Genomic DNA, 25,124 nt, shown 5'->3' with positions numbered 1-25,124 from the left:
GTGGTCAAGTGTTTTAGGTGTGGATTCAGAGTCCTGCTGTCTTCATCAGCGCTGGATTGCTGATCATCCCCTCCATGAGCTGCGGCATGGTCAGGAATCCTTTGCGGTCTTTTACCCATTCGGCGGCTACGACGGCGCCCAGAGCGAATCCCTCGCGGCTTTTGGCACGGTGCTCGATCGTGATGGTGTCCACAGGCGAATCCCATCGGATTATGTGTGTGCCGGGCACTTCTCCCTCGCGCTCATGGTCTATGAGCAGTGTGTGGTCGTCGCTGATCTGCTCGCTCCAGCAGCCTATGCGCTGATCCGAGTCCATGATCCCTTCGGCGAGCGTAAGCGCAGTCCCGCTCGGATGGTCGAGTTTGTGGATATGGTGTATCTCTTTCATCGTCGGGCGATACTGCGGAAATCCGGCCATGAAGGCGGCCAGATAGCGGTTGAGGGCAAAGAATATGTTCACGCCGATGCTGAAATTAGATGTCCAGAAAAATGTCGCTTTCCCGGCGTCGCATATCTCCTTGATCTCTCCGAGGCGCGAAGTCCAGCCGGTAGTGCCGCACACCACCGGAACTCCCTGTGCGAAAGCGGCGTTTATGTTGTCAAAGGCTGTGGCGGGAGTTGTGAACTCGATCGCCACGTCGGCCGAGCGGAAAGCGTCGGAGTCGATCGCGGCGTCGCCGTTGTGGATGTCTACATGAGCCACTATCTCATGGCCGCGCTCAAGCGCTATCTTTTCTATCGCATGGCCCATCTTGCCATACCCTATCAGTGCTATTTTCATCGTGTGTCGGATATAATGTCGCAAAAATACAAAAAAACTCGCAGAGTCGAGCTGCTTTTCACGTTGGTTAATAGTCGGTTTGTGCCCTGTCCCGGATGTCGCCGTTGGCTTACGACAGCTCTTCGCGCAGGTGGTAGTGGTTGCGAAGTCGCTCGAACGATGCCGGATCGCGGCGCAGCATGGCGGTGTCGGCCATAGGATCATACGATGCAGCGATCAGGCCGGCGCTGATTGTCGCTTTTGCGCCGTCGGCCATTTTTTCGCTCCATTGTGTCGCCGGCAGTCCGAAGTGTGCGGTCAGGGCGTCGACCGCCATTTGTGTGGCGCGAATCTTGCCCTGGCGTGAATATCCGGCTATGTGCGGAGTGGCCACTGCGGCCATGTCGAGCAGTGTGCGCGATATGTCAGGCTCGTTCTCCCAGCAGTCGATCACGACATTGCTGATCCTCTTGTCACGCAGTGCGCGGATAAGTGCCTCGTTGTCGGCTACCGGCCCGCGGGCGGAATTGATTATCACCGGCCGGTGTGTCATCCCGGCGAGCAGGCTGTCGTCGCAGAGATGGAATGTGGGGCAGTCGACGGTGCGTGTCAGTGGGGTGTGGAACGTTATGGCATCGGCTTCGGCGGCGATCTCCTCGATGGACGAGAACCCTGTCGCTCCTTCGGCGAGGGCGCGTGGCGGGTCGCAGCGCATCACCCGCATCCCGAGCCGTTCGCCCCAGTCGGCAACGATTCGGCCTACGTTGCCCACGCCGACCACGCCGAGCGTCTTCCCATCAAGCGGGCCGAAGTCAGGAAGCGAAAGTAGAGAGGCAAATACGTACTGTGCCACGGCCGGGGCGTTGCAGCCGGGGGCGTTGACCACGGTTATGCCATGGCTGCGGCACCAAGGCAGATCCACATGGTCAAGACCGATTGTGGCCGAGGCTATGAAACTGACGCGGCTCTCTCCAAGCAGATCCTCGCAGCATTTCACCCGGGTGCGGGTGACGATGGCGTCGGCTGTGGCTACCGTCTCGGGCGTGAATCGCTCCGGTTCGAGATAGCTCACGTCGGCTACAGGTTCGAGGATGCCGCGGATAAACGGTATATTGGCCTCGATGATGACTTCGGGGCGGCGGGCGTTCAGGTGGTTGTCAGAGTCCATAAGATACACGACAGACAGGCTGCTGTGAGCGCTATAACGGCTATGTAGGCGCGCCGATGGCCGTAGAGCCTTACGGTGAAGGATACCTGAAAGGCTGTGCACGCGTTGAGCAGACCTGCGTAAAATACTACATTGTTGAAATCCATGATGCATAGCACTCCGCTTGCTATGCCTGTGACGGCAAGGAAGCCGTGCATGGCGCGGGTGCGGGCGTTCATGGATATGACTTTCATCAGATTGAGTGTGCCGCACACAAGGCCTGCGGTCAGGCTGACGCCGATGGCTACGGTGAGTTTCGGAGCTACCGGCAGGCTGAAAAACAGGTGTGGATCGGGCATCGGAGGCAGACGCATGGCCATCGGATCGATTATGCCTGCTGCCAGACAGCACCACAGCGGGGTCACGACGCCGGTCAGAGCGGCAAGGATGCATTTCAGGTTCAGCAGGCGCATCTGGTAGCAACCGATGAGTGCGACGATCAGATACGGCATGAAACCATACTGAAACATAGCCCCTGTCGTTATCGTCATGAATATGAGAAACACCCTGCGGGTATTGTGTCGTGACTGATACGACGCATATAGGGCGGTCATTGACATGAGCATGGCCACGGCCAGCAGGGGCGCGCCGCTGAAACGCGTCAGTTCGGTCGGAGTGGCGCTCTGAAGCAGCATGAACAGACCGGCGAACAGCACCGAAACTGTGCGCAGCAGATTGAATACACGGTTCACTGCCACCATAGCCAGAGCGGTGGCGATGCTTCCGGCTATGGCGCTGACGAAGCTTGTCGACGGGCTGTCGGAGAGCCACAGCCCCGGCGAAGGAAGCCACAGACCCATGTCGGCCGGAGTGTCCGGCATGGGGCGCATGAAACTTACGCAGGCCACGGCAGTGGCCACCATTGTGAGCAGCCACGCGAATCCGCGCGAGCGCAGAAAGTCGGTAAGGCGTTGCTCCGGACGGGTCACTTCTCGATACCTTGGAGCTTCATCAGGTCGCGGCCTATGTCGCGGCGCGAATATTTCCCTTCGAAGTCTATGCCTGCGATCGATCGGTAGCTGCGGTCGAGGGCTTCGGCTATGTCCGAGCCGAGAGAGCTGACCGATATTACGCGGCCACCGGAGGTGACAAGGCGTCCGTCATCACCGCGGCTTGTGCCGGCATGGAAAGCGATGCTGTCGCTTACGGTGTCGAGGCCGGTGATCTCCTTGCCTTTGGGATATGATCCGGGATAGCCGCCAGATACCATCATTACGGTCACGGCTGTCTGCGGGTTCTCTTTCAGTTCGAGATCGCCGAGATCGCCATGGGCTGCGGCGTTCATGAGCTGCAGCAGATCCGAATCGACGCGGAGCATCACAGCCTCTGTCTCGGGATCACCCATTCTGACGTTGTACTCTATCACCATCGGCTCGCCCTCCACTGAGATCAGTCCGAGGAATATGAAGCCGCGATAGTCTATCCCTTCGCGCTTGAGGCCGTCAAGGGTGGGGAGTATTATGCGGGTGCGCACCTTCTCCATGAATGTGTCGTCGGCAAACGGCACGGGGCTTACGGCGCCCATGCCTCCGGTATTAAGTCCGGTGTCCCCTTCACCGATGCGTTTATAGTCCTTTGCCACCGGAAGCACGCGGTAGCCGCCATGGCCGTCGGTGAGAACGAATACGGAGCATTCGATGCCCGAAAGGAACTCTTCGATCACAACCGTGGCGGATGATTTGCCGAACATGCCCGAAAGCATCTCGCGGAGCGATTCCTTGGCTTCGTCGAGCGTCGGCAGTATCAGCACTCCCTTGCCGGCGGCGAGGCCGTCGGCCTTGAGCACGTAGGGTGCTTTCAGCTCTTCCAGAAAACGGTAGCCCTCTTCGATAGTGTCGGCGGTGAAAGAACGGTAGCAGGCGGTGGGTATGCCGTTGGCCTCCATGAAACGCTTGGCAAAATCCTTGCTCCCTTCGAGCGCTGCGCCGGCGCGGCAGGGACCGCATACGGCAGGGCCGCCCTTGGCCTTGAAAAAGTCGGCCAGACCCGCCACAAGCGGATCCTCGTTGCCGGCCACTATGAGATCTATCCCTTCGCGGTCGACAAATTCGGCCAGAGCCTCGAAGTCGGTCGGCGATATGGCTACATTGGTTCCGAAAGCATCGGTTCCGCCGTTGCCGGGCGCTATATAGAGTTTCTCGAGCAGCGGGCTCTGCTTCATTTTCCATGCGAGGGCCGATTCGCGACCACCGCTTCCGAGCAAAATTACTTTCATGTCAAAAAGGGTATGTGGAGTGGTTTGATTCGTTGCTGATCAGGTCTTAGGCGATCTTCTTCGTGTTAAAAACAAACAATCTCTTAGATAATCTCTTACTTGTCGCTGTCGTTGCTGCTGTTGCGCCAGCCTCTGCGGCTGCGCATCACTACGTTCTCGCCATGCTGCGGAGGCAGGGAGGGGCCTCGTCCGGTGATCGACTTCAGGGCTTCGGGGTTGCGGCGGCGTGCCAGCGGATTCTCCTGATTCTCGCGGGGAGCGGATTCGTGGCGTTCGTCGTCGCGATGACGTCCCTGACGGTCTCTGCGGTCGAAACGTTCGCTTGAATCCTGACGGCGCTTGTCGTCGCGGCGTCCGGGCTTCTCGGCAAACCGGCCGCTTTTGGGGGCATAGCGGTCCGACTTAGTCCGCCGTTCTTTGCCTCCGAAGCCTTTGCGCCGGGCTTCGGAGCGCCATTCGTCATCGCTCATGCGTCGCGGACCTTTGCGCTCACGCTTGTTCTCGCGTGTGGCGTCGTCGGCGTCTTTTGAGTGGCGTATGGAGCCGCCCTGACGGCGGAACGAGTTGTAGTCGCCGTCAAATATCACGTATTCGCGGAGCTGGCATTCGAGAGCGCCGTTAAACACCTCCTCTTTCACCGACGGCGATAGTCCGATGGCGTTGAAATGCTCTTCGCGCAGGGCTATGATCCATGCGTGATAGCCGGTAAACACATGTTTGAGCGCAGAGCCGATCTCGCGGTATAGCCGATCCATGTCGTCGGTGACGATGCGCTCGCCGTAAGGCGGGTTGGTCACGAGTATGCCGTCGGCCGGAGCTTCGGTCCAGTCCTTGATGGCCTTTACCTCCAGATCTATATATCGGCCTACTCCGGCCTGCTTGATGTTGGCGCGCGCTATGGCTATCGCTTTGGGCGAGATGTCGGCGCCTATGATGCGGCACGACGGCTCGCGTTCCGACGATTCGTCGTTGTAGATGCTGTCGAATAGGTCGGCGTCGAAATCGGGCCACGCCTCAAACGCGAAACGCTTGCGGTAGATGCCCGGCATGATGCCGGCGGCGATCATGGCGCCTTCGATCAGGAAAGTGCCCGATCCGCACATCGGATCGACAAGAGGGCAGTCGCCGCGCCATCCGCTTTTGAGAATGATGCCGGCGGCAAGCACTTCGTTGATCGGGGCTTCGGTCTGCTCCACGCGGTAGCCGCGTTTATGGAGCGATTCGCCCGATGAGTCGAGCGACAGTGTGACGCGTTCGCCCGATATGTGGACGTTGATGAGCACGTCGGCGTCCTGCAGTCTTACGCCGGGGCGTTTGTCGGGGCCGAAACGGTCCTTGAAATAGTCGACTATGGCGTCCTTCACACGGTAGGTGACGAAGCGCGAGTGAGTGAACTCGTCGGAATAGGCCGTGGTGTCGATGGCAAAGGTCTTGTCGAGCGACAGCACTTTGGTCCAGTCAAATTCCTTGACCATGGAATAGAGCGTGTCGGGATCGGAAGCCGTGAACTTGTATATGGGCTTGAGTATGCGCAGCGCTGTGCGGCAGCACATGTTGGCGCGGTAGAGCATGGCGAGGTCGCCCTCGAACGATACCATGCGGCGTCCGGGTTCGACATTCTTGGCGCCGAGGCCGCGAAGCTCTTCGGCAAGCACTTCTTCAAGACCCTTGAAGGTCTTGGCCACCATTTCAAACTCTCTGCATTCGTCGGTTGAGTACATAATGTCAGATGGGGTGTGTCGGTTGTTTGGATTGGATGTGACGTTGCGTGCTGCGGCATAGCGGAGCCGTCGGGCTGTATGGCCGCAGTCGTGGTGCAAAGTTAGCGATTCCGCTTCATCTGTCAAAGAAAAGCGTGTCGGATTATTATCCGATTATTCTGCGGGGAGTCGCACGATATTGGTGGGGGAGGATTGCACGAGTCGTTCGCCGGGAGCTACATCGAAGGTCACCCACAGGTTGCCGCCGATCACGGCGCCGTCGCCTATGGTTATACGGCCGAGTATCGTGGTATTGGCGTAGATCACCACATCGCGCCCTACTGTCGGATGGCGCGGCACTCCTTTGACGGGATTGTTGTCGGCGTCGCGTGCAAACGATCGTGCGCCGAGCGTCACACCCTGATAGATCTTCACGTTTTCGCCTATTATCGATGTGGCGCCGACCACCACTCCTGTGCCGTGGTCTATCATCAGTCCCGGGCCTATTGTTGCGCCTGGGTGCAGGTCGATCCCTGTCTCGCTGTGGGCAAGCTCGCTGATCATGCGTGGGATCACCGGCACTCCGAGCTTATGAAGCGCGTGGGCTATGCGGTGGCAGGTGAGTGCGCGCAGTCCGGGATAGCTGAATATCACCTCTTCGGTGGAGTTGGCCGCTGGATCGCCGCGATAGGTGGCCTCGGCGTCGGCTGCCAGAAGAGTGCGCATGTGGGGCAGCTGCTCTATGAACTGCATGGTGAGACGTTCGGCGCGCGCGGCGGTTTCCTTCATGTCAGGCGGTGTGCCGCATTCGGTTTCGAAGCATAGGCCGGCGGTGATCTGGCGGGAGAGTATGCTGCGCAGCTGATCTACCGCTATGCCTATATGGTAGAGCAGATTGTCGCGTCTCACCTGGCTGTTGGCGTAGAAGCCGGGGAAGAACAGATGGCGGCACAGCTCGACGATACGGCGTGTGTCGTCGTGGTTGGGCAGTGGCTCTCCCTGCAGTCGTGTGTGGCACACTCCCGGAAGTGTTTCGGCGGCTGCCAGACTGCTTACGGTCGTGCCGATCATGTCGGCCGTGTCGTGATCTTTTGTGATGGGTTGCTGTCTGCTCATGTTGCTGTTGTGTGGAGGGATGGTTGACTGTGGGTTAACGGCTGCGGCGGCAGAAATGTTCTCATTCGGGGTGGGATGCCGTGGAAATAAAAAAACTCCCGATACATCACGCACCAGGAGTGTCCCAATTCTTGCTTTTTCTATCTTTGGCGCTTCAGGATGGGCTTGAACCAACGACCCCCTGATTAACAGTCAGGTGCTCTAACCAACTGAGCTACTGAAGCTTGTTTGTTGTTTTTGGCGCTTCAAGATGGGCTTGAACCAACGACCCCCTGATTAACAGTCAGGTGCTCTAACCAACTGAGCTATTGAAGCATTATGTTTTAGTCCCAAAGGAATTGTGCTGCAAAATTACGTCGTTTGGATGAAATATGCAAGCATTGGAGCGTATTTTATCAAAAAAAATCACATCCGGTTGTTTTTGAGGATATTGAAAAATCCCTGTGCCGACAAATTTAGACAATCTCTAAGCGGTGTCGGCACAGGGATTTGTGTGTTGTGCGTCGGATTATTCAACTATCATCGACAGTGTCGACGGGGCGGAGTTGTCGGTTATTTCCACTGATCGGCAGTGTTGCAGTTTTATTGCAAACCGGTTGTGGTGGAAAGGCGCGTAGTCGGCATTGTGGGTTATAGTGTTGCGGCGGAAAATGAGTCCGTCGGTCGATTTGGCGTAGAGCAGAGGGGCGTCGAATGTGTCGAATGTGTTGTCCTCGATCACGATGCCGGGATAGCTCTTGCCTCCGTGGAAATATCCTTTCTGATCCTGAAGCCGATGGATCTCGGGGTAGATTGATATGACGGCCTCCGTAAACTGATATAGGCTCGTGAGGGCGTTGATAAACCGGTTGTTGCGGATGGTGACGTCGCGGCAGGCTCCGGTTTCATACCACCCCATGCAGTCGCCGCATAGAAGTATGGCGGTGCCCGATGTGTGGTCGAAGAGGTTGCGCTCGGCCACTACGCGGCGCGGAGTGGAGAATAGACTGCCGCGGGCGCGGTTGTTGCGCACGGTGTTGTCGGCGAAAGTCACGCTCGGGCTCCATGTCAGGTTCTCCAGGCCGAATCGTCCGCCGGCGGCGGTGATAGCGGTGTCTATGTCGGTGGTGAAGGTGATGTCAAAATCCTTGACGCCGGCGATATCCGGTGTGTCGGCCGGTCGGATCGAGGCTATGACGAGCGGATTGCCGTAGGGTTCCATCACAGGTGCGTCGATGGGTTGCACGGTGTCGCCCGGCTCGCCCCATCGGAATCCGTAGCTCTGGCCGTGCATATAGCGTGCGCGGAGCGTGCGCGCTCCCTCGCGGCCTACGACTTTGAGATATGTGCCGTGTACGTTGATGGCGTCATCCATCATGCCTTCATAGAGGCCTCCGGTGGAACTGATATGACCTTTGCACCCCGAGAAGTGGGTGGCGTCGGCCTGAGTGGTGAAGTAGCGCGGATCGCTGTCGCCGCGCAGTGCCACCTCAAAGCCTTCAAGCGTTATGTCGCGGCACATCTGTGCGAGCAGTCCCATGCCCTGGGCGTAATGCACTTTGACGTTGGAAATGCGGATGTCGGTGCAGTCGGCCAGAAATATTCCCGGTGTGGGGCGGGCCCATGAGCGCATTGCCACAATCATGCCGGGAAGCATGGCCCGGTTGCGCCATCGGGGAGCGAAATAGCGGCGCGGTCCGGTCGGGACCACACTGTCGAGCGGCAGATACAGGTCGGCCGTGCGATACACTACGCGTCGGGTCTCCGGCTCGAAAGCTATCCCGCTGCGCTGGCGTTCGGTCCATCCTTCGCCGGTGGTGAAGAATCCGTTTTTGTCGTGCCCGGCTTTTACCCACGGAGCTACCTCGAACTCTATGCCGGTGGAGTCCGATTTCACTATGGTGGCCTGCGCTATGTGGGGATTCTCGAAGTCGATATGGAAGTCGCGCAGAGTCACGTGGGTCGAACCGCTGACGGCTACAGGGAGCATCGTGCCGTGGAATATGAAGTCGGCGCCGTTGCCGTCGATAAGCAGGCTGTCGATCCCCTCGATCCAGAATGCCACCTGCTTTGGATTGGTCTGGTCGTGGTTGGATATATACAGCTCTTTGGCGTGACTCCCTTTAGGATGAAAACTGTACCGTCCAGGGGCGAATTTCAGCGTGACGGCTCCCTTGCCCTTGTAGCGGCGGCTGATGTCGGCAAGCGCTTTGGTCAGTCGCGGCGACATGTTGCCGCGCGTGTCGGGGCGCAGTCCGTATGATGTCATGTCGACAATGGTTTCGGCTCCGGCTGTGGCCGTGGCTATGGCGGTCGCTATGGTCAGGGCTGCCATGCGGCGCGCTAATTGTTTCAGTCTGATTTTCATCCGATGGTGTTGTGTTTGGTGTATATGATGCAAAAATAAGCATAGTCGGCGAAATCTGAAAGACTTACCGGCGGGTTTTTCTGAAAATCCGGCTAATTATAGCCATGATCACGGAGTTATGAAAAATTAAACCGGAGGGTTTGCGAGAGTGTTGTAATTGTTGTAATTTCGCTCTTCGATTTTGAAATCAACCACATAACCACCTTCCACGATGAAGAAACTGCTTCAAGTAGTGACGATAGTGATCGCTGCGACGATCTGTGCGGCCGCCGGCACCCGCAGCAAGAAAAACAGCATAAGCCGCAACCTCGATATTTTCAGCTCGGTGTTCAAGGAGATGCAGACATTCTATGTCGACACCATCGACGCCGACAAGGCGGTGACTACCGCCATCAACGCCATGCTGGCCGAACTCGATCCCTATACGGTGTATATGCCCAAGAACGAAACCGAGGAATTCCGATCAATGAGCACCGGAGAGTTCGGCGGGATCGGATCGTATATCATGCAGCGCAACGGCAATGTGTATATATCCGGCCCACATCGCGACACTCCGGCATTCCGCGCCGGACTGCGCCACGGCGATCTGATCGTGGCCATCGACGGTGATACGATGCTCGGAAAGACACACACCGAGGTTTCGGCACGGCTCAAAGGTGATCCGGGCACGAAGCTTCACGTCAGTCTGCGGCGTCCCTACGCGGGAGCTGATTCGGTGATCGAGGTGGATATGGTCAGGGAGAAGATACGCATACCCTCGGTGCCCTATTTCGGAATGCTTCAGGGCGACGACAAGGTGGGCTACATAAGTCTTACATCATACTCCGAAACTACCGGCGACGAGGTGCGCAAGGCGCTCTCTTCGCTGCTCGACGACGGCGCACGCTCCATAGTGCTTGATCTGCGCGGCAATCCGGGCGGGTTGGTCGAAAGCGCAGTGAAGGTGGTCGGCAATTTCGTGCCGAAGGGCACGGAAGTGCTCCGTACTCGCGGCCGAGGAGTCCTCAATGAGAAGGTCTACAAGACCACCGGCGCCGCACTCGACACCAAAGTGCCGCTGGCCATACTCATTGACGGCGAGAGCGCTTCGGCAGCCGAGATCACTGCCGGAGCGCTGCAGGATCTCGACCGTGCGGTCGTGGTCGGCGACAGGTCGTATGGCAAGGGACTTGTGCAGATCACGCGCGACATCCCCTACGAGGGATCGCTGAAGGTGACAATGGCCCGATACTATATCCCCTCCGGACGGCTCATACAGGCCATCGACTACAGTCACCGTGACGAAGAGGGACGCGTCACGCGCATCCCCGACAGCCTTACCAACGAGTTCCGCACGTCCGGCGGCCGGATAGTGCGCGACGGCGGTGGTATCACTCCCGATGTCAAGGTGGACTATCCCGAGGCAAGTCGTCTGACCTACAATATTGTCAGCGGTTTCTGGGCGTTTGATTTCGCCAACAGATATTATGCCGAGCATCCCGATGAGATGCCCGATGTATCCACGTTCACCATCACCGACTCGGTATATGAGGATTTCAAGCGGTCGATTGATCCCGAACGGTTCCGCTACGACCGCGTCTGCGAGATGATGCTCGACCGGCTGCGCCAGGCTGCCAAAATCGAGGGTTATGAGGGCGATTCCCTCAACGCACAGTTTGCCGTGCTCGAAAAGATGCTCAAGCACTCGCTTTCGGCCGATCTCGATACCCACCGCAAGGCCATAGAGCCGCTTCTTGTGCGTGAGATAGTGGAACGCTACTGTCAGGAGCCGGGACGCATAGCTTCCAGCCTGCGCTTCGATCCCGGGATCGACAGTGTACGCAGTGTGCTCGCCACCCCCGGACGGGTAGAGGAGATCCTTAAGCCGGCCGGAAAATGAGCGGAATCGCCGATCTGTGCGCGCGGTTTATGACCGCCGAGCGCTCAAAGGCGCTGAAGGCGGCGCTGGCCGCTTCCGATGAGGCTCATGTCTATGGCCTCGCAGGCTCGGCTCCGGCCATGATGCTCGCCGCAATGCCGGCGCGCAAGCATCCGGTCATGGTGGTGGGCGACTCGCTCGACGACGCGGGATATCTCTACCACGACCTGTCGCGCATACTGGGCGATGATGCGGTGCTTATGTTCCCCTCGGCCTACAAGCGTTCGATCAAGTACGGACAGGTCGATCCGCCCTCCGAGATACTTCGCACCGAGGCGCTCAACCGATGGCATTCCGACAAGTCGCTGCGTTTTGTGGTGACCTATCCCGAGGCTATGGCCGAAAAAGTGGCGTCGCGGTCCGATGTCGATACGCTCACCCTCAGGCTCGCCCGCGGATCGGTGGCGCCGATGACCGACACCGCCCGATGGCTGCGCGACAATGGTTTTCAGGAGGTCGACTACGTCTACGAGCCGGGGCAGTTCGCCATACGCGGCTCAATACTCGATATTTTCGGCTACAGCTACGAGATGCCTTATCGCCTTGACTTCTTCGGCGACGAGATCGACTCCATACGAACGTTCAACACCGAGACACAGCTCTCCGAGCAGCAGGTAGCGTCTGTGGCCGTTACTGCCAACGTCGCGTCGTCGGCACGTGGAGAGTCGCTGCTCGACTTCATCCCGGCCGACACGCTCATAGCGGTGCGCGACGCAGCTTACACTCTTCAGCGCATCGAGGCGGTCAGCAACGAAAGCTTCTCGCAAAGCTCGCTTCTCGCCGACGAGGGCGATGCCGACGCCATGCAGAAGGTGGTCGATCCGGAGGCGTTCGCCAAAGCGTTCGTCGGATTCGCCCGGCTGCTCTTCTCGGCCGCTGCCATGCCCGAAGGAAAGGAGCTGAAGGCGTCCATCGACTTCGGTTGCACCCCGCAGGGTGTCTACCACAAGAATTTCGACATCATATCCGAGTCGCTCAGCCATTTTCTGGCCGACGGCTACTCTATATGCATCCTCTCCGACAGCCCGAAGCAGATCGATCGCCTCAAGGCCATATTTGCCGACAGGGGCGACGATATACCCTTTACGCCGGTCGGCACGGCCATACATGCCGGATTTGTCGATCACCGTCTGAAGCTGTGCGTGTTTACCGACCACCAGATTTTCGACCGTTTCCATAAATACAGTCTGAAGAGCGACCGTGCCCGTTCAGGCAAGCTCGCTCTGTCGCTGAAGGAACTTAGCGCCATTGAGCCGGGCGACTATATAGTGCACGTGGATCATGGTGTGGGGCGATTCGCCGGACTGCTCCGCACTGAGGTGGGAGGCCACGTGCAGGAGATGATAAAGCTCGTGTATGCCGGAGGCGATACGATATTCGTTTCGATACATTCGCTCCACAAGCTCGCCAAGTATCGTGGCAAGGAGGGCATAGAGCCGAAGATCAACAAGCTCGGTACCGGCGCATGGAACCGCGTCAAGGAGCGCACCAAGGAGAAACTCAAGGATATCGCCCGCGATCTCATACGCCTGTATGCCGCCCGACGGCAGGAGAAAGGATTCAGCTTCTCGCCCGACTCGTATCTGCAGCGCGAGCTTGAGGCGTCGTTTATCTACGAGGATACTCCCGACCAGCTGACCGCCACGCAGGCCGTGAAGGCCGATATGGAGAGCGACAGGCCTATGGACCGCCTGATATGCGGCGATGTCGGATTCGGCAAGACCGAGGTGGCGATGCGTGCGGCCTTCAAGGCGGCCGGCGACTCGAAGCAGACCGCCGTGCTGGTGCCTACGACCGTACTGGCTTATCAGCACTACAATACGTTCCGTCAGCGGCTTAAAGATTTTCCCGTCAGGGTCGAATATATGTCGAGAGCGAGGAGCGCCAAGCAGGTAAAGGAGATACTGGCCGATCTGGCTGCGGGCAAGATCGATATTCTGATCGGCACCCACAAGCTGATATCCAAATCGGTTAAATTCAAGGATCTCGGACTTCTGATCGTCGACGAGGAGCAGAAGTTCGGAGTGGCCGTCAAGGAGAAGCTCAAGCAGATGAAGACCAATGTCGACACCCTCACCATGAGTGCCACCCCTATACCCCGCACGCTGCAGTTCTCGCTGATGGGTGCCCGTGACCTGTCGGCTATCACCACCCCTCCCCCCAACCGCTATCCGATTGTCACGACGGTCAGCGCGCTTACCGACGACACTCTTCTTGAAGCTGTCAACTTCGAGATGTCGCGCAACGGTCAGGTGTTTATTGTCAACCATCGTATCGAGGGACTATACGATCTCGAACGGATGATACAGAGGCTTGTGCCCGATGCCCGCACCATAGTGGCCCACGGACAGATGCCCCCCGAAAAGCTTGAAAAAGCCATAATCGACTTCGGCAACCACGATTTCGACGTGCTGCTCTCCACCACAATCATAGAGAGCGGAGTCGACATGCCTAATGTCAACACCATTATCATAAACAACGCGCACTGTTTCGGACTTTCGGAGCTTCATCAGCTGCGTGGCCGTGTGGGCCGAAGTTCGCGCAAGGCGTTCTGCTACATGTTTGTGCCTTCGTCGGTGCCGCTGTCGCCGACAGCGCGCCGCCGGCTGCAGGCCATAGAAAGCTTCAGCGAACTTGGTTCGGGAATACATATCGCCATGCAGGATCTTGACATACGCGGGGCCGGCAATCTGCTGGGCGCGGAACAGAGCGGATTTATAGCCGATCTCGGTTACGAAACATATCAGAAGATACTCAAGGAGGCCGTGACTGAACTTCGCACCGAGGAGTTTGCCGATGTAATGGCCGACACCCCCGAGGATCAGCAGGATTTTGTGGCCGACTGTGCCATAGAGAGCGATATGGAGCTGCTCCTGCCTGCATCCTACGTGCCGCAGGAGAGCGAACGAATATCGCTTTACCAGGAACTCGACAGCATAGAGCGCGAGAGCGATCTCGACGCTTTTGAAGAGCGTCTGCGCGACCGTTTCGGCGAGATTCCGCCTGTGGCGCGCGAGCTGCTGCGCATCCCCCGACTGCGCCGCATGGCACGTCGCCTCGGTGTGGAGAAGGTGGTTCTGAAGCAGGGTTCCATGTATATTCATTTTGTCGACGACACCAACAGAGCCTACTACGAGTCGGTGGCATTCGGCCGCATTCTCTCCTGGTTCCAGGCCAATGTGGCGCGATGTCAGATACGCGATCGTCAGGGCAAGCGTAGCTTCGTGATATCGCGTGTGCCGTCGGTGGAGGCTGCCGTATCTATATTCGATGCCATGATGAAGCTTGATCCGGTGCCGTCGGCGTGAACTTCGGTGATGTCGTGGATGTTATAATATCGTGACCGAATTTGTTTCCAATTAATATATAGATTCATGATCAGAAAATTTGTAACTGCCGCACTGGTAGTGTTGGCTATGACGCCGCTTGCGGCCTGCAGCGACAACGATGACGACAATCTCTCGCCCGACGCGGAGCTGAAGCAGGCTCTGTCGACTAAATACCCCGCCATGAAGGTGACAGGCTGGGAAAAAGTGAAGTCTTGGAGCGTGGCCGAAGGACGTATCGACGGTATCGATGCCGACGTATGGTTTGATGTGTCAAACCAGTGGGTCATGACCGAGTATGACTACGGACGCGATATAGCGCGTCTGCCGCAGCCGGTGGCCAATGCCATAGCCGGTGGCGATTTCCGCGACTGGACGGTCGACGATATCGACTATTACGAGCGCCGCTCGGAGAGCTTCTATCGTGTGGAGATGGAGACTCCCGGACAGCCCGATGTCTACCTGCTCTATATGCCCGACGGCGCTCTGCGCGGCACAACGGCGGTCGACACCGATGTCTATCCCGACTTCGTGCTTCCGCAGCCCATATTGCCTCCTGCGGGCAACTGATATGACATAGCCCGGGGATCTCGTCAGTGAGATCGCTTCCCGATGCCGGGGAGCGGATGTCCGGCGAAATGGTATGAAAACAGCGACTGCCGCTCTCTGATCGAGGGCGGCAGTCGTCGTTATTGATTGGATGCAAAGTGCGGCGTCAGTCGGCGCACTTTGCTTTGATGAACTCGCGGTTAAGACGGGCGATGTTGCTCAGAGGTATGTTCTTGGGGCACTCGGCGGCGCAGGCTCCAGTGTTGGTGCAGTTGCCGAAGCCGAGCTCATCCATCTTCCTGACCATGGCGCGGGCGCGACGCTTGCGCTCTACCTGACCCTGGGGCAGGAGGGCAAACTGGCTCACCTTGGCCGATACGAACAGCATTGCCGAGCCGTTTTTGCACGCTGCAACGCATGCACCGCAGCCGATGCAGGTAGCGGAGTCCATGGCCACGTCGGCAACCTCTTTCGAGATCGGGGTGGCGTTGGCGTCGGGAGCACCGCCGCAGTTGAACGAAACGTAGCCGCCGGCCTGCTGGATCTGGTCGAACGCGTTACGGTTGACGGTAAGGTCGCGGATCACGGGGAAGGCCGCCGAGCGCCACGGCTCGATGGTGATGGTCTCTCCATCGTGGAACTTACGCATGTGGAGCTGGCATGTGGTGATGCCCTGCACTGGGCCGTGGGGATGACCGTTGATGTAGAGCGAGCACATGCCGCAGATGCCTTCGCGGCAGTCGTTGTCAAACACCACCGGCTCCTCGTTCTGCTCCACGAGCTTCTGGTTGAGCATATCGAGCATTTCAAGGAAGCTGCTGCCTGTCGACACGTTGTCGAGGTGATAGTTGACGAACTGGCCGGGTTCCTTCGGACCGCGCTGACGCCAAACTTTCAGATTTACGCTTATAGTATTTTCCATTTCTGTGTTGCTTTTTTCTTGACGTTTTTACGACTTGTAGTTGCGGGTCTGAACCTGGATGGCCTCATATTTGAGGGGCTCTTTGAGAAGGATGGGCTTCTCGTCGTCGCCGGTGTATTTCCAGCAGCTGACGTACATGTAGTGTTCGTCGTCGCGCTTGGCTTCGCCGTCGGCGGTCTGATACTCTTCGCGGAAGTGTGCGCCGCACGATTCGTTGCGGTGCAGAGCGTCGATTGCCATCATGCGGGCCATCACAAGAAAGTCCTCCAGACGGAGAGCCTTCTCAAGCTCGGTGTTGAGGTCGTCGGCGCTGCCCACGATGCGGAGGTCGGTGTAGAACTCCTTGCGCACCTCCTTGAGCTCCTCGATCGCTTTCACGAGGCTCTGGAGTGTGCGTCCCATGCCCACGAGATCCCACATGATGTGACCCAGACGCTTGTGGATCTGGTCGGGGCTCTTGGTGCCCTTGATGGCCATGAGGCGCGCTATACGGTCGCGTACGCCCTTCTCGGCTTCGTCAAATTCGGGATGCTTGGTGTCGAATGTCGAGCGGCTCACCTTGATCTGGTCGCTCAGATAGTTCTGGAGAGTGTAGGGGAGCACGAAGTATCCGTCGGCGAGTCCCTGCATGAGAGCCGATGCTCCGAGGCGGTTGGCGCCGTGGTCGGAGAAGTTGCATTCGCCGATGGCGAAGAGACCCTTGACGGAGGTCTGCAGCTCGTAGTCCACCCAGATGCCGCCCATGGTGTAGTGCGAGGCGGGGAAGATCATCATCGGAGTTTCGTAGGGGTTGTCGTCGGAGATCATCTGATACATGTCGAAGAGGTTGCCATAGCGGTCACGCACCACGTCGGCTCCCAGACGCTCGATGGCATACTTGAAGTCGAGATATACGGCGTTGCCCGTACCTACGCCGAAGCCGGCGTCGCAGCGTTCCTTGGCGGCACGGCTGGCGATGTCGCGGGGGCAGAGGTTGCCGAAGGCCGGATAGCGGCGCTCCAGATAGAAGTCGCGGTCTTCGTCGGGTATGTCGGTCGGTTTTTTCTTGCCGGCGCGGATAGCCTCGGCGTCCTCTTTCTTCTTGGGCACCCATATGCGGCCGTCATTGCGGAGCGATTCGCTCATGAGGGTGAGCTTCGACTGGTCTTCGCCGTGCACGGGTATGCAGGTGGGGTGGATCTGTGTGAAGGCGAGGTTGGAGAGGTAGGCGCCTTTGCGGAATGCCTGGATGGCGGCAGAGCCGTTGCAGCCCATGGCGTTGGTGGAGAGGAAGAATGTGCGTCCGTAGCCGCCGGTGGCGAGCACCACGGCGTGGGCGGCGTAGCGCTCCAGTTCGCCGGTGACGAGGTTGCGCACGATGATGCCGCGGGCGCGTCCGTCGATTATTACGACGTCGAGCATCTCACGACGGTTGAACGAGCGCACCTGACCCTTCTCGATCTGGCGGTTGAGCGACGCGTAGGCGCCGAGCAGCAGCTGCTGTCCGGTCTGACCCTTGGCGTAGAATGTACGGCTCACCTGGGCGCCGCCGAAGGAGCGGTTGGCCAGCAGACCGCCGTATTCGCGGGCGAAAGGCACACCCTGCTGCACGCACTGGTCGATGATGTTGTTCGACACTTCAGCCAGACGGTACACGTTGGCCTCGCGCGAACGGAAGTCGCCGCCCTTTACGGTGTCATAGAAGAGGCGGTAGACGGAGTCGCCGTCGTTCTGATAGTCTTTGGCTGCATTGATACCGCCCTGTGCGGCGATCGAGTGAGCGCGACGCGGGCTGTCCTGAATGCAGAAGTTATATACGTTGAAGCCCAGCTCGGCAAGTGTCGAGGCTGCTGAAGCGCCGGCGAGGCCGGTGCCCACCACGATCACGTCGAGATTGCGTTTGTTGGCGGGATTTACGAGCTTCTGGTGGGCCTTGTAGTTGGTCCACTTGTCGGCTATGGGACCCTCGGGTATCTTGGAGTCTATCTGATATTCGGGGAGCTTGGAGGACTCGATGTCGGCGTAATCCTTCATTATGGGTGTAGAGTCGATCATGCCCTCTACGCTTTTGATATCTGCCATATTTGTGACGTTGTGATGTTTATTCTGATATTACTTTACGCACTCCGTGTGATGGCCGTGACCCTCGCAGTCGGTGTGGCCGTCGCAGTCGGTGTGGATGATGCACACGGCTTCCTGAGAAACGGCTGCCTCCGGGCATACCACGCTGGTGGCGTAGTCGCGGCAGGCTTCGTCAAACGAGGTGGAGTTGGCGCGAACGGTGAACACTATGGCCTGGGCGATGAAGAGAGCCACAACGATGGAGCTCCACCAGAGACCGATGCATTTGAGGCGTTTGATCCAGATGTCGTTGTTCCATCCGCAGGTCTGGAACATTGACCAGAAGCCGTGGTTCATGTGGAACCAGAGAGCCACGAAGCCGATGATGTAGACGATCGGAGTCCAGATCTGGCTGAAAGCGATGTGGAGGAACAGGCTGCCGGCAGCGGGAGGAACGGCAACGCCGTCATGGACATACTCGCAGTGGATGATCTCGGCGAGCTGCATCTTGGCCCAGAACTGGATCAGGTGAACGGCCAGGAAAGCGAGCACCACGATGCCCAGGACGAGCATGTTCTTCGACGACCACTCTACCTGAGGCTGGCTGCCGTTTACCTGATAGCGGTCGGCACCGCGAGCCTTGCGGTTCTGGACGGTGAGCCAGAGCGCGTAGCAGATGTGGATGATGAAGAGAGCTGCGAGACCCATTGATGCAACCAGAGCATACCAGTTGGCACCCAGGAAGGCGCAGATCATGTCATAGGCTTGAGGCCAGAAGAGCGCCACGCCGTTCATCAGTGCGTGAAACGTAACGAATAGGATAAGGCAGGCTCCGGTGATTGACATCACGAGCTTCCTTCCTATAGATGAGTTGGTTAACCACATAATGAAAGTGTAATTTAATTATTTGATTTTATGATGGATTTTCAGTAGCCTGGCATTTGTCGTTTGACCGTGTTTTATCTTGATTTTCCTATGCATTATCAGTAGATAAAACCGGTGCAAGTGCAAAATTAAGCGAAATTAACCATTCCTGCAAAAATATTTGGACTCTCCAACAATATTATTTGGTAATTTTGCGGAAACAAGAAGCACGTGGATTTTGTTTCCCGGTGCATGACCAGTCAATCACATCATTTCAACACACAGATGACACTACGCAATTTCATCGCAGCAGCCGCAGTGGCGCTCGGCGTATTTGCCGCAGGAGCCGCTGTCAACGTCGTGCCGCGTCCGGTATCGGTAGAGGAGCATGACGGACAGTTCACACTTACCTCAAAGACATCCATCGGCTATGCCGAAGGCCTTGAAGAGTATGCCATGTATCTCGACAGCATCCTGTTGCAGTCGACCGGATATGAACTGCCGGTCGTGGCCGGTACGTCCAAGGCCGCTATCGCGCTCAGCATCGACAGCGCCGCAGTAGGCGCATCGGAGGGCTATCGTCTGGAGGTGGGGCGCAAGCGCATCACTGTGGTCGGCGCCGACAGGGGAGGCCTGTTCTACGGATTGCAGACATTGCTGCAGCTCTTCCCGGAGCAGATACATTCCGACCGTCCGGCAAGAAACGTGGAGTGGAACGCTCCATGTGTGAGCATCTTCGACGCTCCCGAGCGCCCGTGGCGCGGAATGATGCTTGATGTGGCGCGCTATTTCCACGATGTCGATTATGTGAAGCATTATATCGACATGATGGCGATGTATAAGCTCAACAAGCTGCAGTTCCACATGATCGACGATTCGGGATGGCGCATGGAGAGTAAGAAATATCCGCGTCTGACGGAAGTGGGCGCATACGCCGGAACGGGTCCGTCGCGCCTCGGAGGATATTACACTCAGGATCAGATCCGCGACATCATAGAGTATGGTCGGCTACGCAACGTCGAGATTATTCCCGAGATAGAGTTCCCGGCTCACATACTGTCGGCTGTAGTAGCCTATCCGTGGCTGTCGTGCACAGGTCTGCAGCATGAGCTGCCGCGTCAGCATTTCATCAGTCGCGATCTTCTTTGCGTGGGCAAGGAAAGTTCCATGAAGTTCCTCTTCGACATACTCGATGAAACCGTCGAGCTGTTCCCATCCAAGTACATCAACATAGGTGGCGACGAGGCTGTCTACGACCGCTGGAAGGAGTGTCCCGACTGTCAGGCGCTGCTCAAGCGCGAGGGGTTGTCGAAGGCTTCGGAGCTGCAGGGATGGCTGACCGATACGGTGGCGCGCATGATGGCCGACCGCGGACGTACGGTCATAGGATGGGAGGAAATCATCACCCGGGGCGATGTGTCGACCCCTGTTGTGGCGCTGATATGGCACAATGTGGCCGATTCGGTGTTCGCTTCCTCCAAAGGTCATCAGGCTATTCTGACTCCGGCCACACACATGTATCTCGATTTCCCCGAAAGCTCCACTCCCGGCGAGATAAAGGCTGCCGGATGGATGCCGCCGATATCGCTCGAAAAGGCCTATTCGATGCCTGTCAACGACTATTCCGACAGCTCGTCGGTGATCGGCGTGCAGGGATGCCTGTGGAGCGATCAGTTTATTCACGGCACAGTGCTTCAGGAACTGCCGCAGCTCGACGAAAACCGTTCGGAGGCCTATGTCGACTATCTCACCTTCCCGCGACTGCTCGCAGTGGCCGAGGTGGCATGGGATAAGGAAAGCCGCCGTTCGTGGCCCGATTTCCGCCGCAGGGTCATGACACATTTTGGTCGCCTCGACGCCATGGGCGCTGCCTATCGTGTGCCGGAACCGTCGATAACCTCCATGAAGGAGCTCCCCTCGGGTGAGTGGGAGTTTGTGCTGGAGCCGTCGATCGAGGGGAGCGAGATCCGCTATACCACCGACGGCACGTATCCCACCGTCCATTCAGCGCTTTATAAAGGCGGCAAGGTGGTAGCGCCCTCCAGATCCGATTTCCACGCTGTCACGGTCCATGGACGCAGGGTGTCGCTTCCGACATACTTCGCCCCGGATTATTCGCGTTACGAACGCTATGGAGCCATAGCGGGGCAGTGGCAGCCGCTTCAGGTGCAGACCGTCGCCACGCCATGGAACATCGACGTCATAGGCAAGATCTCGGGCAACGGATCGTATGAAATTACTTTTATCCCTGAAAAGGGAGGCGACATACACTTCGGACGCCTGAAGCTCATGAAGCGCGACGAGCAACTCGCTGATGTCGATGGCGACTATACTGTCAAGCCCGGACAGACGGCCACCTACCGGTTTGATGTCGATGCGTTCGAAGCCGGCACTCCGTTTACAGTCGTGGTGGAGCGCAACGGTGTCGGATCCAACGAAACTTCCGGTCTAGTGTTTATCCGTAAGCTCTGATCGGTTCATTGCCGCAGGAAGTCGGCGAGCACTGTGGCATTGTTGTGTATGGTGTCTTTCGAGCCATAGAGCAGTGTGACGCGAGGCCGCCCGGCTATGTCGCGGCGCAGCTGAAGAGCCGTCGGGTTTGACCGTAGCTCATCGGTGTAGCGCCGGACGAATTCCTCCCACCGGCTGTCGGGGTCGGCGTGAAACCATTCGCGCAGCGTGGTTGACGGCGCTACGTTTTTGACCCACAGGTCATAGTGGAACGATTCTTTCGATTCGCCACGTGGCCATAGCCGGTCGACGAATATGCGGTAGCCGTCGTCGGCAGTGCTGCCGTCGGGATCGGAGTACACTCTGCGTGTGATTATCTTCTGCATGTTATAAAACTGTTAAAGCGATCAGCCGTGCCTGTGTGATGACGGGCACGGCTGAACTGCATTTTGTGTCAGGGGCTCACTATTGTATGTCGGGGCTGGCTGTAAACTGGCCTGTGCCTGATGATGTATCCTCGTCGGGAGCGGTGTCGGGCAGATCCTCTGCGGTCGGCACCACGATCAGGTCGAAGGCCATATATCCGGTTGCTATCTCGCAGTCCACCTCGGCTATGATCATAGACATCGACATGACATGCTTGCCGGGGGTAAGCTCGGAGGTATCGATCGATATGTTGAACGGCGACAGGTTGGTGGCGCCGAGCACCCATCCGTCGAGTCCGTAGGTGACGGCCGTGATAGCGGCTTTCTTGCCCTGGCGCAGCGGAGTGCAGCTCACTGATGTGATCTCAAACGGTTCGCCGGCCACGGCGTAGATTGTGCCGTCGATCTTTTTCGCTCCGGCATATTCGATGTTGATGTCTACGGCAGGCAGATCCTTGTCGTCGTCGCTGCAGGCTGTCATGCCGAGCAGCGGCAGGGCGGCCATCAGAAGGTGTATGATCTTTTTCATGATTGTGTGGTTTGTAGTGTTTAGTTTCTGAACACGAGTCCGGCGTCGTCCCCCTCCTGATAGTCGATCACTATCGGATGGTCGCGGTCTACTTTCTGAGCCAGGATGTCCTTCGACAGCTGGTTGAGCACCAGGCGGTGTATGGCGCGTTTCACCGGGCGGGCGCCGAATTCAGGATCATATCCCTCCTCGGCCAGGAAATGGAGCGCGGCAGGCGTCACTTCGAGTGTCACGCCGTTGGCGGCGAGCATCTTCTGTATCGACTTGATCTGCAGCCCTACGATCTCCTCTATCTCGGCCTCGTTGAGCGGGGTGAACATTATGATCTCGTCTATGCGGTTGAGGAATTCCGGCCGTATGGTCTGTTTCAGCATCTCGAGAACCTCGTTCTTTGTGGTTTCGATGGTTTCGGCGCGGTTCTCGGGCGTCATCTTCGAGAAATTGTCGCGAATCACGTTCGATCCCATGTTGGAGGTCATGATGATGATGGTGTTCTTGAAGTTGACCAGACGTCCCTTGTTGTCGGTCAGACGTCCGTCGTCGAGCACCTGCAGCAATATGTTGAACACGTCGGGATGCGCCTTTTCGATCTCGTCGAAGAGCACTACCGAGTAAGGTTTGCGACGCACGGCCTCGGTCAGCTGTCCGCCTTCGTCGTAGCCTACGTATCCCGGAGGCGCTCCGACAAGCCTCGACACTGTGTGCTTCTCTTGATATTCACTCATGTCGATGCGGGTCATCATGTTCTCGTCGTCAAAGAGATATTCGGCCAGTGCCTTTGCCAGCTCGGTCTTGCCGACTCCGGTAGTGCCCAGGAATATGAACGATCCAATGGGGCGGCGCGGGTCGTTGAGTCCGGCACGGCTGCGGCGCACGGCGTCGGCTATGGCGCGGATTGCGTCCTCCTGACCTATGACGCGTTCGTGAAGCTCGGCTTCGAGGTGGAGCAGTTTCTCCTTTTCGCTCTGTACCATCTTGTTGACCGGAATGCCGGTCCAGCGGCTTACCACGTCGGCTATATCCTCGGCGTCGACCTCCTCCTTGATCAGGGCTTTCTCTCCCTGCATCATGGCGAGCTGTTCCTGTATCTGGGTATTCTCAGTCTCTTTCTGCTGCACTTTCGAGTAACGTATCTCCGCCACTTTGGCGTAGTCGCCCTCGCGTTCGGCGCGCTCGGCCTCGAAGTTGAGCTGCTCTATGTCGATCTTGTTCTGCTGTATGCGGTTTATGAGATCTTTCTCGGCCTTCCATTTTGCGGCGAACTCCTTCTCGTCCTCTCTCATCTGCGCGAGATCCTTCTCGATCTCCTTGACTTTCTCGCTGTCGCCTTCGCGCTTTATGGCCTCCCGCTCGATCTCCTTCTGGGCTATCATGCGGGTGATCTCGTCGAGAGCCTGCGGCACGGAGTCCATTTCCAGACGCAGTTTGGAGGCAGCTTCGTCCACGAGATCGATAGCCTTGTCGGGGAGGAAACGATCGGTGATATAGCGCTCGGAGAGCTGCACGGCGGCTATGATCGCCTCGTCGCGGATGCGCACCTTGTGATGGTTCTCATATCGCTCTTTCAGTCCGCGCATGATGGCTATTGCGCTCATCTCGTCGGGTTCGTTGACCATCACCTTCTGGAATCGGCGTTCAAGAGCCTTGTCCTTCTCGAAATATTTCTGGTATTCGTCGAGTGTGGTGGCGCCTATGCTGCGGAGTTCGCCTCTGGCGAGTGCCGGCTTGAGAATATTGGCGGCGTCCATGGCTCCCTCTCCTTTTCCGGCTCCGACAAGGGTGTGGATCTCGTCGATGAATAATATTATCTCTCCGTCGCTCTGTGTCACCTCGTTGACTATGGCTTTCAGTCGTTCCTCGAACTCGCCTTTGTATTTGGCTCCGGCCACGAGGGCGCCCATGTCGAGCGAGAAGATCTGTTTGGAACGGAGGTTTTCAGGCACGTCGCCGCGCACGATTCTCTGTGCCAGACCCTCGGCTATGGCAGTCTTGCCGGTGCCTGGCTCGCCTATGAGCATGGGATTGTTCTTGGTGCGTCGGCTCAATATCTGGAGCACACGGCGTATCTCGTCGTCGCGCCCTATCACCGGGTCGAGTTTGCCCTGACGTGCGCGTTCGTTGAGGTTTATGGCATATTTGTTGAGTGAATTGTAGGTTTCCTCAGCGCTCTGGTCGGTGGCTTTCTTGCCTTTGCGCAACTCTTCGATGGCCGCCTTCAGCTCTTTGTCGGTCAGTCCGGAGTCCTTCAGGATGGAGGACGCGGGCGAGGCGATCTCGAATAGTGCGGTGAGTAGCGCTTCGAGCGTGACATATTCGTCGCCCTGCTTCTTGGCGATGTCTATGGCTCTCTGCAGCACGTCGTTTGACGTGCGGCTCAGGTATGGCTCTCCGCCCGACACTTTGGGCTGCGATGCTATCTCGCGGTCTATGGCGGCATTGACGGTGGTGATATTGGCGCCGGTCTTCGCGAAGATAAACTTCACGAGCGACTCGCCCTCCGACATCACGGCCTTAAGGATATGCACCGGCTCAATGGCCTGACAGCCGTTGGCGCGTGTCAGCTCCACTGCTTTCTGGATGGCTTCCTGTGACTTGATGGTAAAATTATTGAAATTCATATCCTGGATAAATAAACAGTTTTTTAGAGTATGTTTGAATTTTACTTCTATTCACTCCAAGAGGATTTTCGGAGAGATTTGCGTGAGTTGAAGAGGGAGCGATGCGGGCATCGTGACCGATGAGACTTGACGCAAAT

At 57.6% G+C, this 25,124-nt stretch carries 16 protein-coding genes, 2 tRNA genes and 1 pseudogene; 4 read left to right on the top strand and 15 right to left on the bottom strand.

The window, feature by feature from the left end; all coding sequences use genetic code 11:
- Positions 1-25: 25 nt before the first annotated feature.
- The 9 genes from NF347_RS11345 to NF347_RS11305 all read right to left on the bottom strand — a co-directional run bounded on the left by NF347_RS11345 (position 26) and on the right by NF347_RS11305 (position 9,345).
- On the bottom strand, positions 26-781 hold the full coding sequence (locus NF347_RS11345) for a 4-hydroxy-tetrahydrodipicolinate reductase (RefSeq protein WP_107681622.1): 756 nt from the start codon (positions 779-781) through the stop codon (positions 26-28).
- Positions 782-890: 109 nt separating this feature from the next.
- Positions 891-1,928 carry a 4-phosphoerythronate dehydrogenase gene (locus NF347_RS11340; RefSeq protein ID WP_161553836.1) on the bottom strand — a complete coding sequence of 346 codons (1,038 nt, stop codon included), beginning with the start codon at positions 1,926-1,928 and terminating at the stop codon, positions 891-893.
- On the bottom strand, positions 1,907-2,896 hold the full coding sequence (locus NF347_RS11335; RefSeq protein WP_161553837.1) for a hypothetical protein: 990 nt from the start codon (positions 2,894-2,896) through the stop codon (positions 1,907-1,909). The genes NF347_RS11340 and NF347_RS11335 overlap by 22 nt, the downstream gene beginning before the upstream one ends.
- Positions 2,893-4,182, bottom strand: coding sequence for a phosphoribosylamine--glycine ligase (purD, locus tag NF347_RS11330; RefSeq protein WP_107681623.1), 1,290 nt, complete (start codon positions 4,180-4,182; stop codon positions 2,893-2,895). Before purD ends, NF347_RS11335 begins: the two co-directional genes overlap by 4 nt.
- 95 nt (positions 4,183-4,277) lie before the next feature.
- Entirely contained in the window at positions 4,278-5,870 is a 1,593-nt protein-coding gene (locus NF347_RS11325) for a THUMP domain-containing class I SAM-dependent RNA methyltransferase (RefSeq protein WP_107035068.1), read from the bottom strand.
- 186 nt (positions 5,871-6,056) lie between these two features.
- Positions 6,057-6,998, bottom strand: a complete 942-nt coding sequence (locus NF347_RS11320; RefSeq protein WP_370364835.1) for a serine O-acetyltransferase — start codon at positions 6,996-6,998, stop codon at positions 6,057-6,059.
- 147 nt (positions 6,999-7,145) lie between these two features.
- Positions 7,146-7,222 (bottom strand) — tRNA-Asn (locus NF347_RS11315).
- 14 nt (positions 7,223-7,236) lie between these two features.
- A tRNA-Asn gene (locus NF347_RS11310) sits at positions 7,237-7,313 on the bottom strand.
- Between the two features lie 193 nt (positions 7,314-7,506).
- Positions 7,507-9,345, bottom strand: coding sequence for an alpha-1,3-galactosidase-related protein (locus NF347_RS11305; protein ID WP_406627020.1), 1,839 nt, complete (start codon positions 9,343-9,345; stop codon positions 7,507-7,509).
- A 211-nt stretch (positions 9,346-9,556) separates the two neighbouring features.
- Between NF347_RS11305 and NF347_RS11300 the strand changes: the two genes are divergently transcribed.
- The 3 genes from NF347_RS11300 to NF347_RS11290 all read left to right on the top strand — a co-directional run bounded on the left by NF347_RS11300 (position 9,557) and on the right by NF347_RS11290 (position 15,159).
- On the top strand, positions 9,557-11,224 hold the full coding sequence (locus tag NF347_RS11300; protein ID WP_107034954.1) for a S41 family peptidase: 1,668 nt from the start codon (positions 9,557-9,559) through the stop codon (positions 11,222-11,224).
- On the top strand, positions 11,221-14,571 hold the full coding sequence (gene mfd / locus NF347_RS11295; protein ID WP_370585878.1) for a transcription-repair coupling factor: 3,351 nt from the start codon (positions 11,221-11,223) through the stop codon (positions 14,569-14,571). Before NF347_RS11300 ends, mfd begins: the two co-directional genes overlap by 4 nt.
- A 66-nt stretch (positions 14,572-14,637) precedes the next feature.
- Positions 14,638-15,159 carry a PepSY-like domain-containing protein gene (locus NF347_RS11290; protein ID WP_107034955.1) on the top strand — a complete coding sequence of 174 codons (522 nt, stop codon included), beginning with the start codon at positions 14,638-14,640 and terminating at the stop codon, positions 15,157-15,159.
- A 145-nt stretch (positions 15,160-15,304) separates the two neighbouring features.
- On the opposite strand, the gene NF347_RS11285 is transcribed toward NF347_RS11290, so the two are convergent.
- The 3 genes and pseudogenes from NF347_RS11285 to NF347_RS11275 all read right to left on the bottom strand — a co-directional run.
- The gene (locus NF347_RS11285; RefSeq protein WP_107034956.1) at positions 15,305-16,060 is read right to left on the bottom strand and encodes a succinate dehydrogenase/fumarate reductase iron-sulfur subunit; all 756 of its coding nucleotides are present in this window, start codon (positions 16,058-16,060) and stop codon (positions 15,305-15,307) included.
- A 27-nt stretch (positions 16,061-16,087) separates the two neighbouring features.
- The gene (locus tag NF347_RS11280) at positions 16,088-18,073 is read right to left on the bottom strand and encodes a fumarate reductase/succinate dehydrogenase flavoprotein subunit (protein WP_107035072.1); all 1,986 of its coding nucleotides are present in this window, start codon (positions 18,071-18,073) and stop codon (positions 16,088-16,090) included.
- 237 nt (positions 18,074-18,310) lie between these two features.
- A pseudogene (locus NF347_RS11275) lies at positions 18,311-18,985 on the bottom strand (succinate dehydrogenase cytochrome b subunit); the annotation flags it as partial.
- 264 nt (positions 18,986-19,249) lie between these two features.
- Between NF347_RS11275 and NF347_RS11270 the strand changes: the two are divergent.
- The gene (locus NF347_RS11270) at positions 19,250-21,436 is read left to right on the top strand and encodes a beta-N-acetylhexosaminidase (RefSeq protein WP_107035073.1); all 2,187 of its coding nucleotides are present in this window, start codon (positions 19,250-19,252) and stop codon (positions 21,434-21,436) included.
- A 5-nt stretch (positions 21,437-21,441) separates the two neighbouring features.
- Here the strand turns inward: NF347_RS11270 and NF347_RS11265 are convergent, their stop codons facing one another.
- The 3 genes from NF347_RS11265 to clpB all read right to left on the bottom strand — a co-directional run bounded on the left by NF347_RS11265 (position 21,442) and on the right by clpB (position 24,987).
- The gene (locus NF347_RS11265) at positions 21,442-21,801 is read right to left on the bottom strand and encodes a DUF488 domain-containing protein (RefSeq protein ID WP_107034958.1); all 360 of its coding nucleotides are present in this window, start codon (positions 21,799-21,801) and stop codon (positions 21,442-21,444) included.
- A 79-nt stretch (positions 21,802-21,880) separates the two neighbouring features.
- Positions 21,881-22,369: a hypothetical protein gene (locus NF347_RS11260; RefSeq protein ID WP_107034959.1), complete on the bottom strand. Its 489-nt coding sequence runs from the start codon at positions 22,367-22,369 to the stop codon at positions 21,881-21,883.
- A 20-nt stretch (positions 22,370-22,389) separates the two neighbouring features.
- On the bottom strand, positions 22,390-24,987 hold the full coding sequence (gene clpB / locus NF347_RS11255; protein ID WP_107034960.1) for an ATP-dependent chaperone ClpB: 2,598 nt from the start codon (positions 24,985-24,987) through the stop codon (positions 22,390-22,392).
- Positions 24,988-25,124: the final 137 nt, after the last annotated feature.

Origin of the sequence: Paramuribaculum intestinale (genome assembly GCF_030759015.1) — a bacterium.
In the GTDB taxonomy this organism is placed as follows: Bacteria; Bacteroidota; Bacteroidia; order Bacteroidales; family Muribaculaceae; genus Paramuribaculum; species Paramuribaculum intestinale.
The sequence above is the reverse complement of the archived record's forward strand: the minus strand, read 5'-3'. Positions and strand labels throughout refer to the sequence as shown.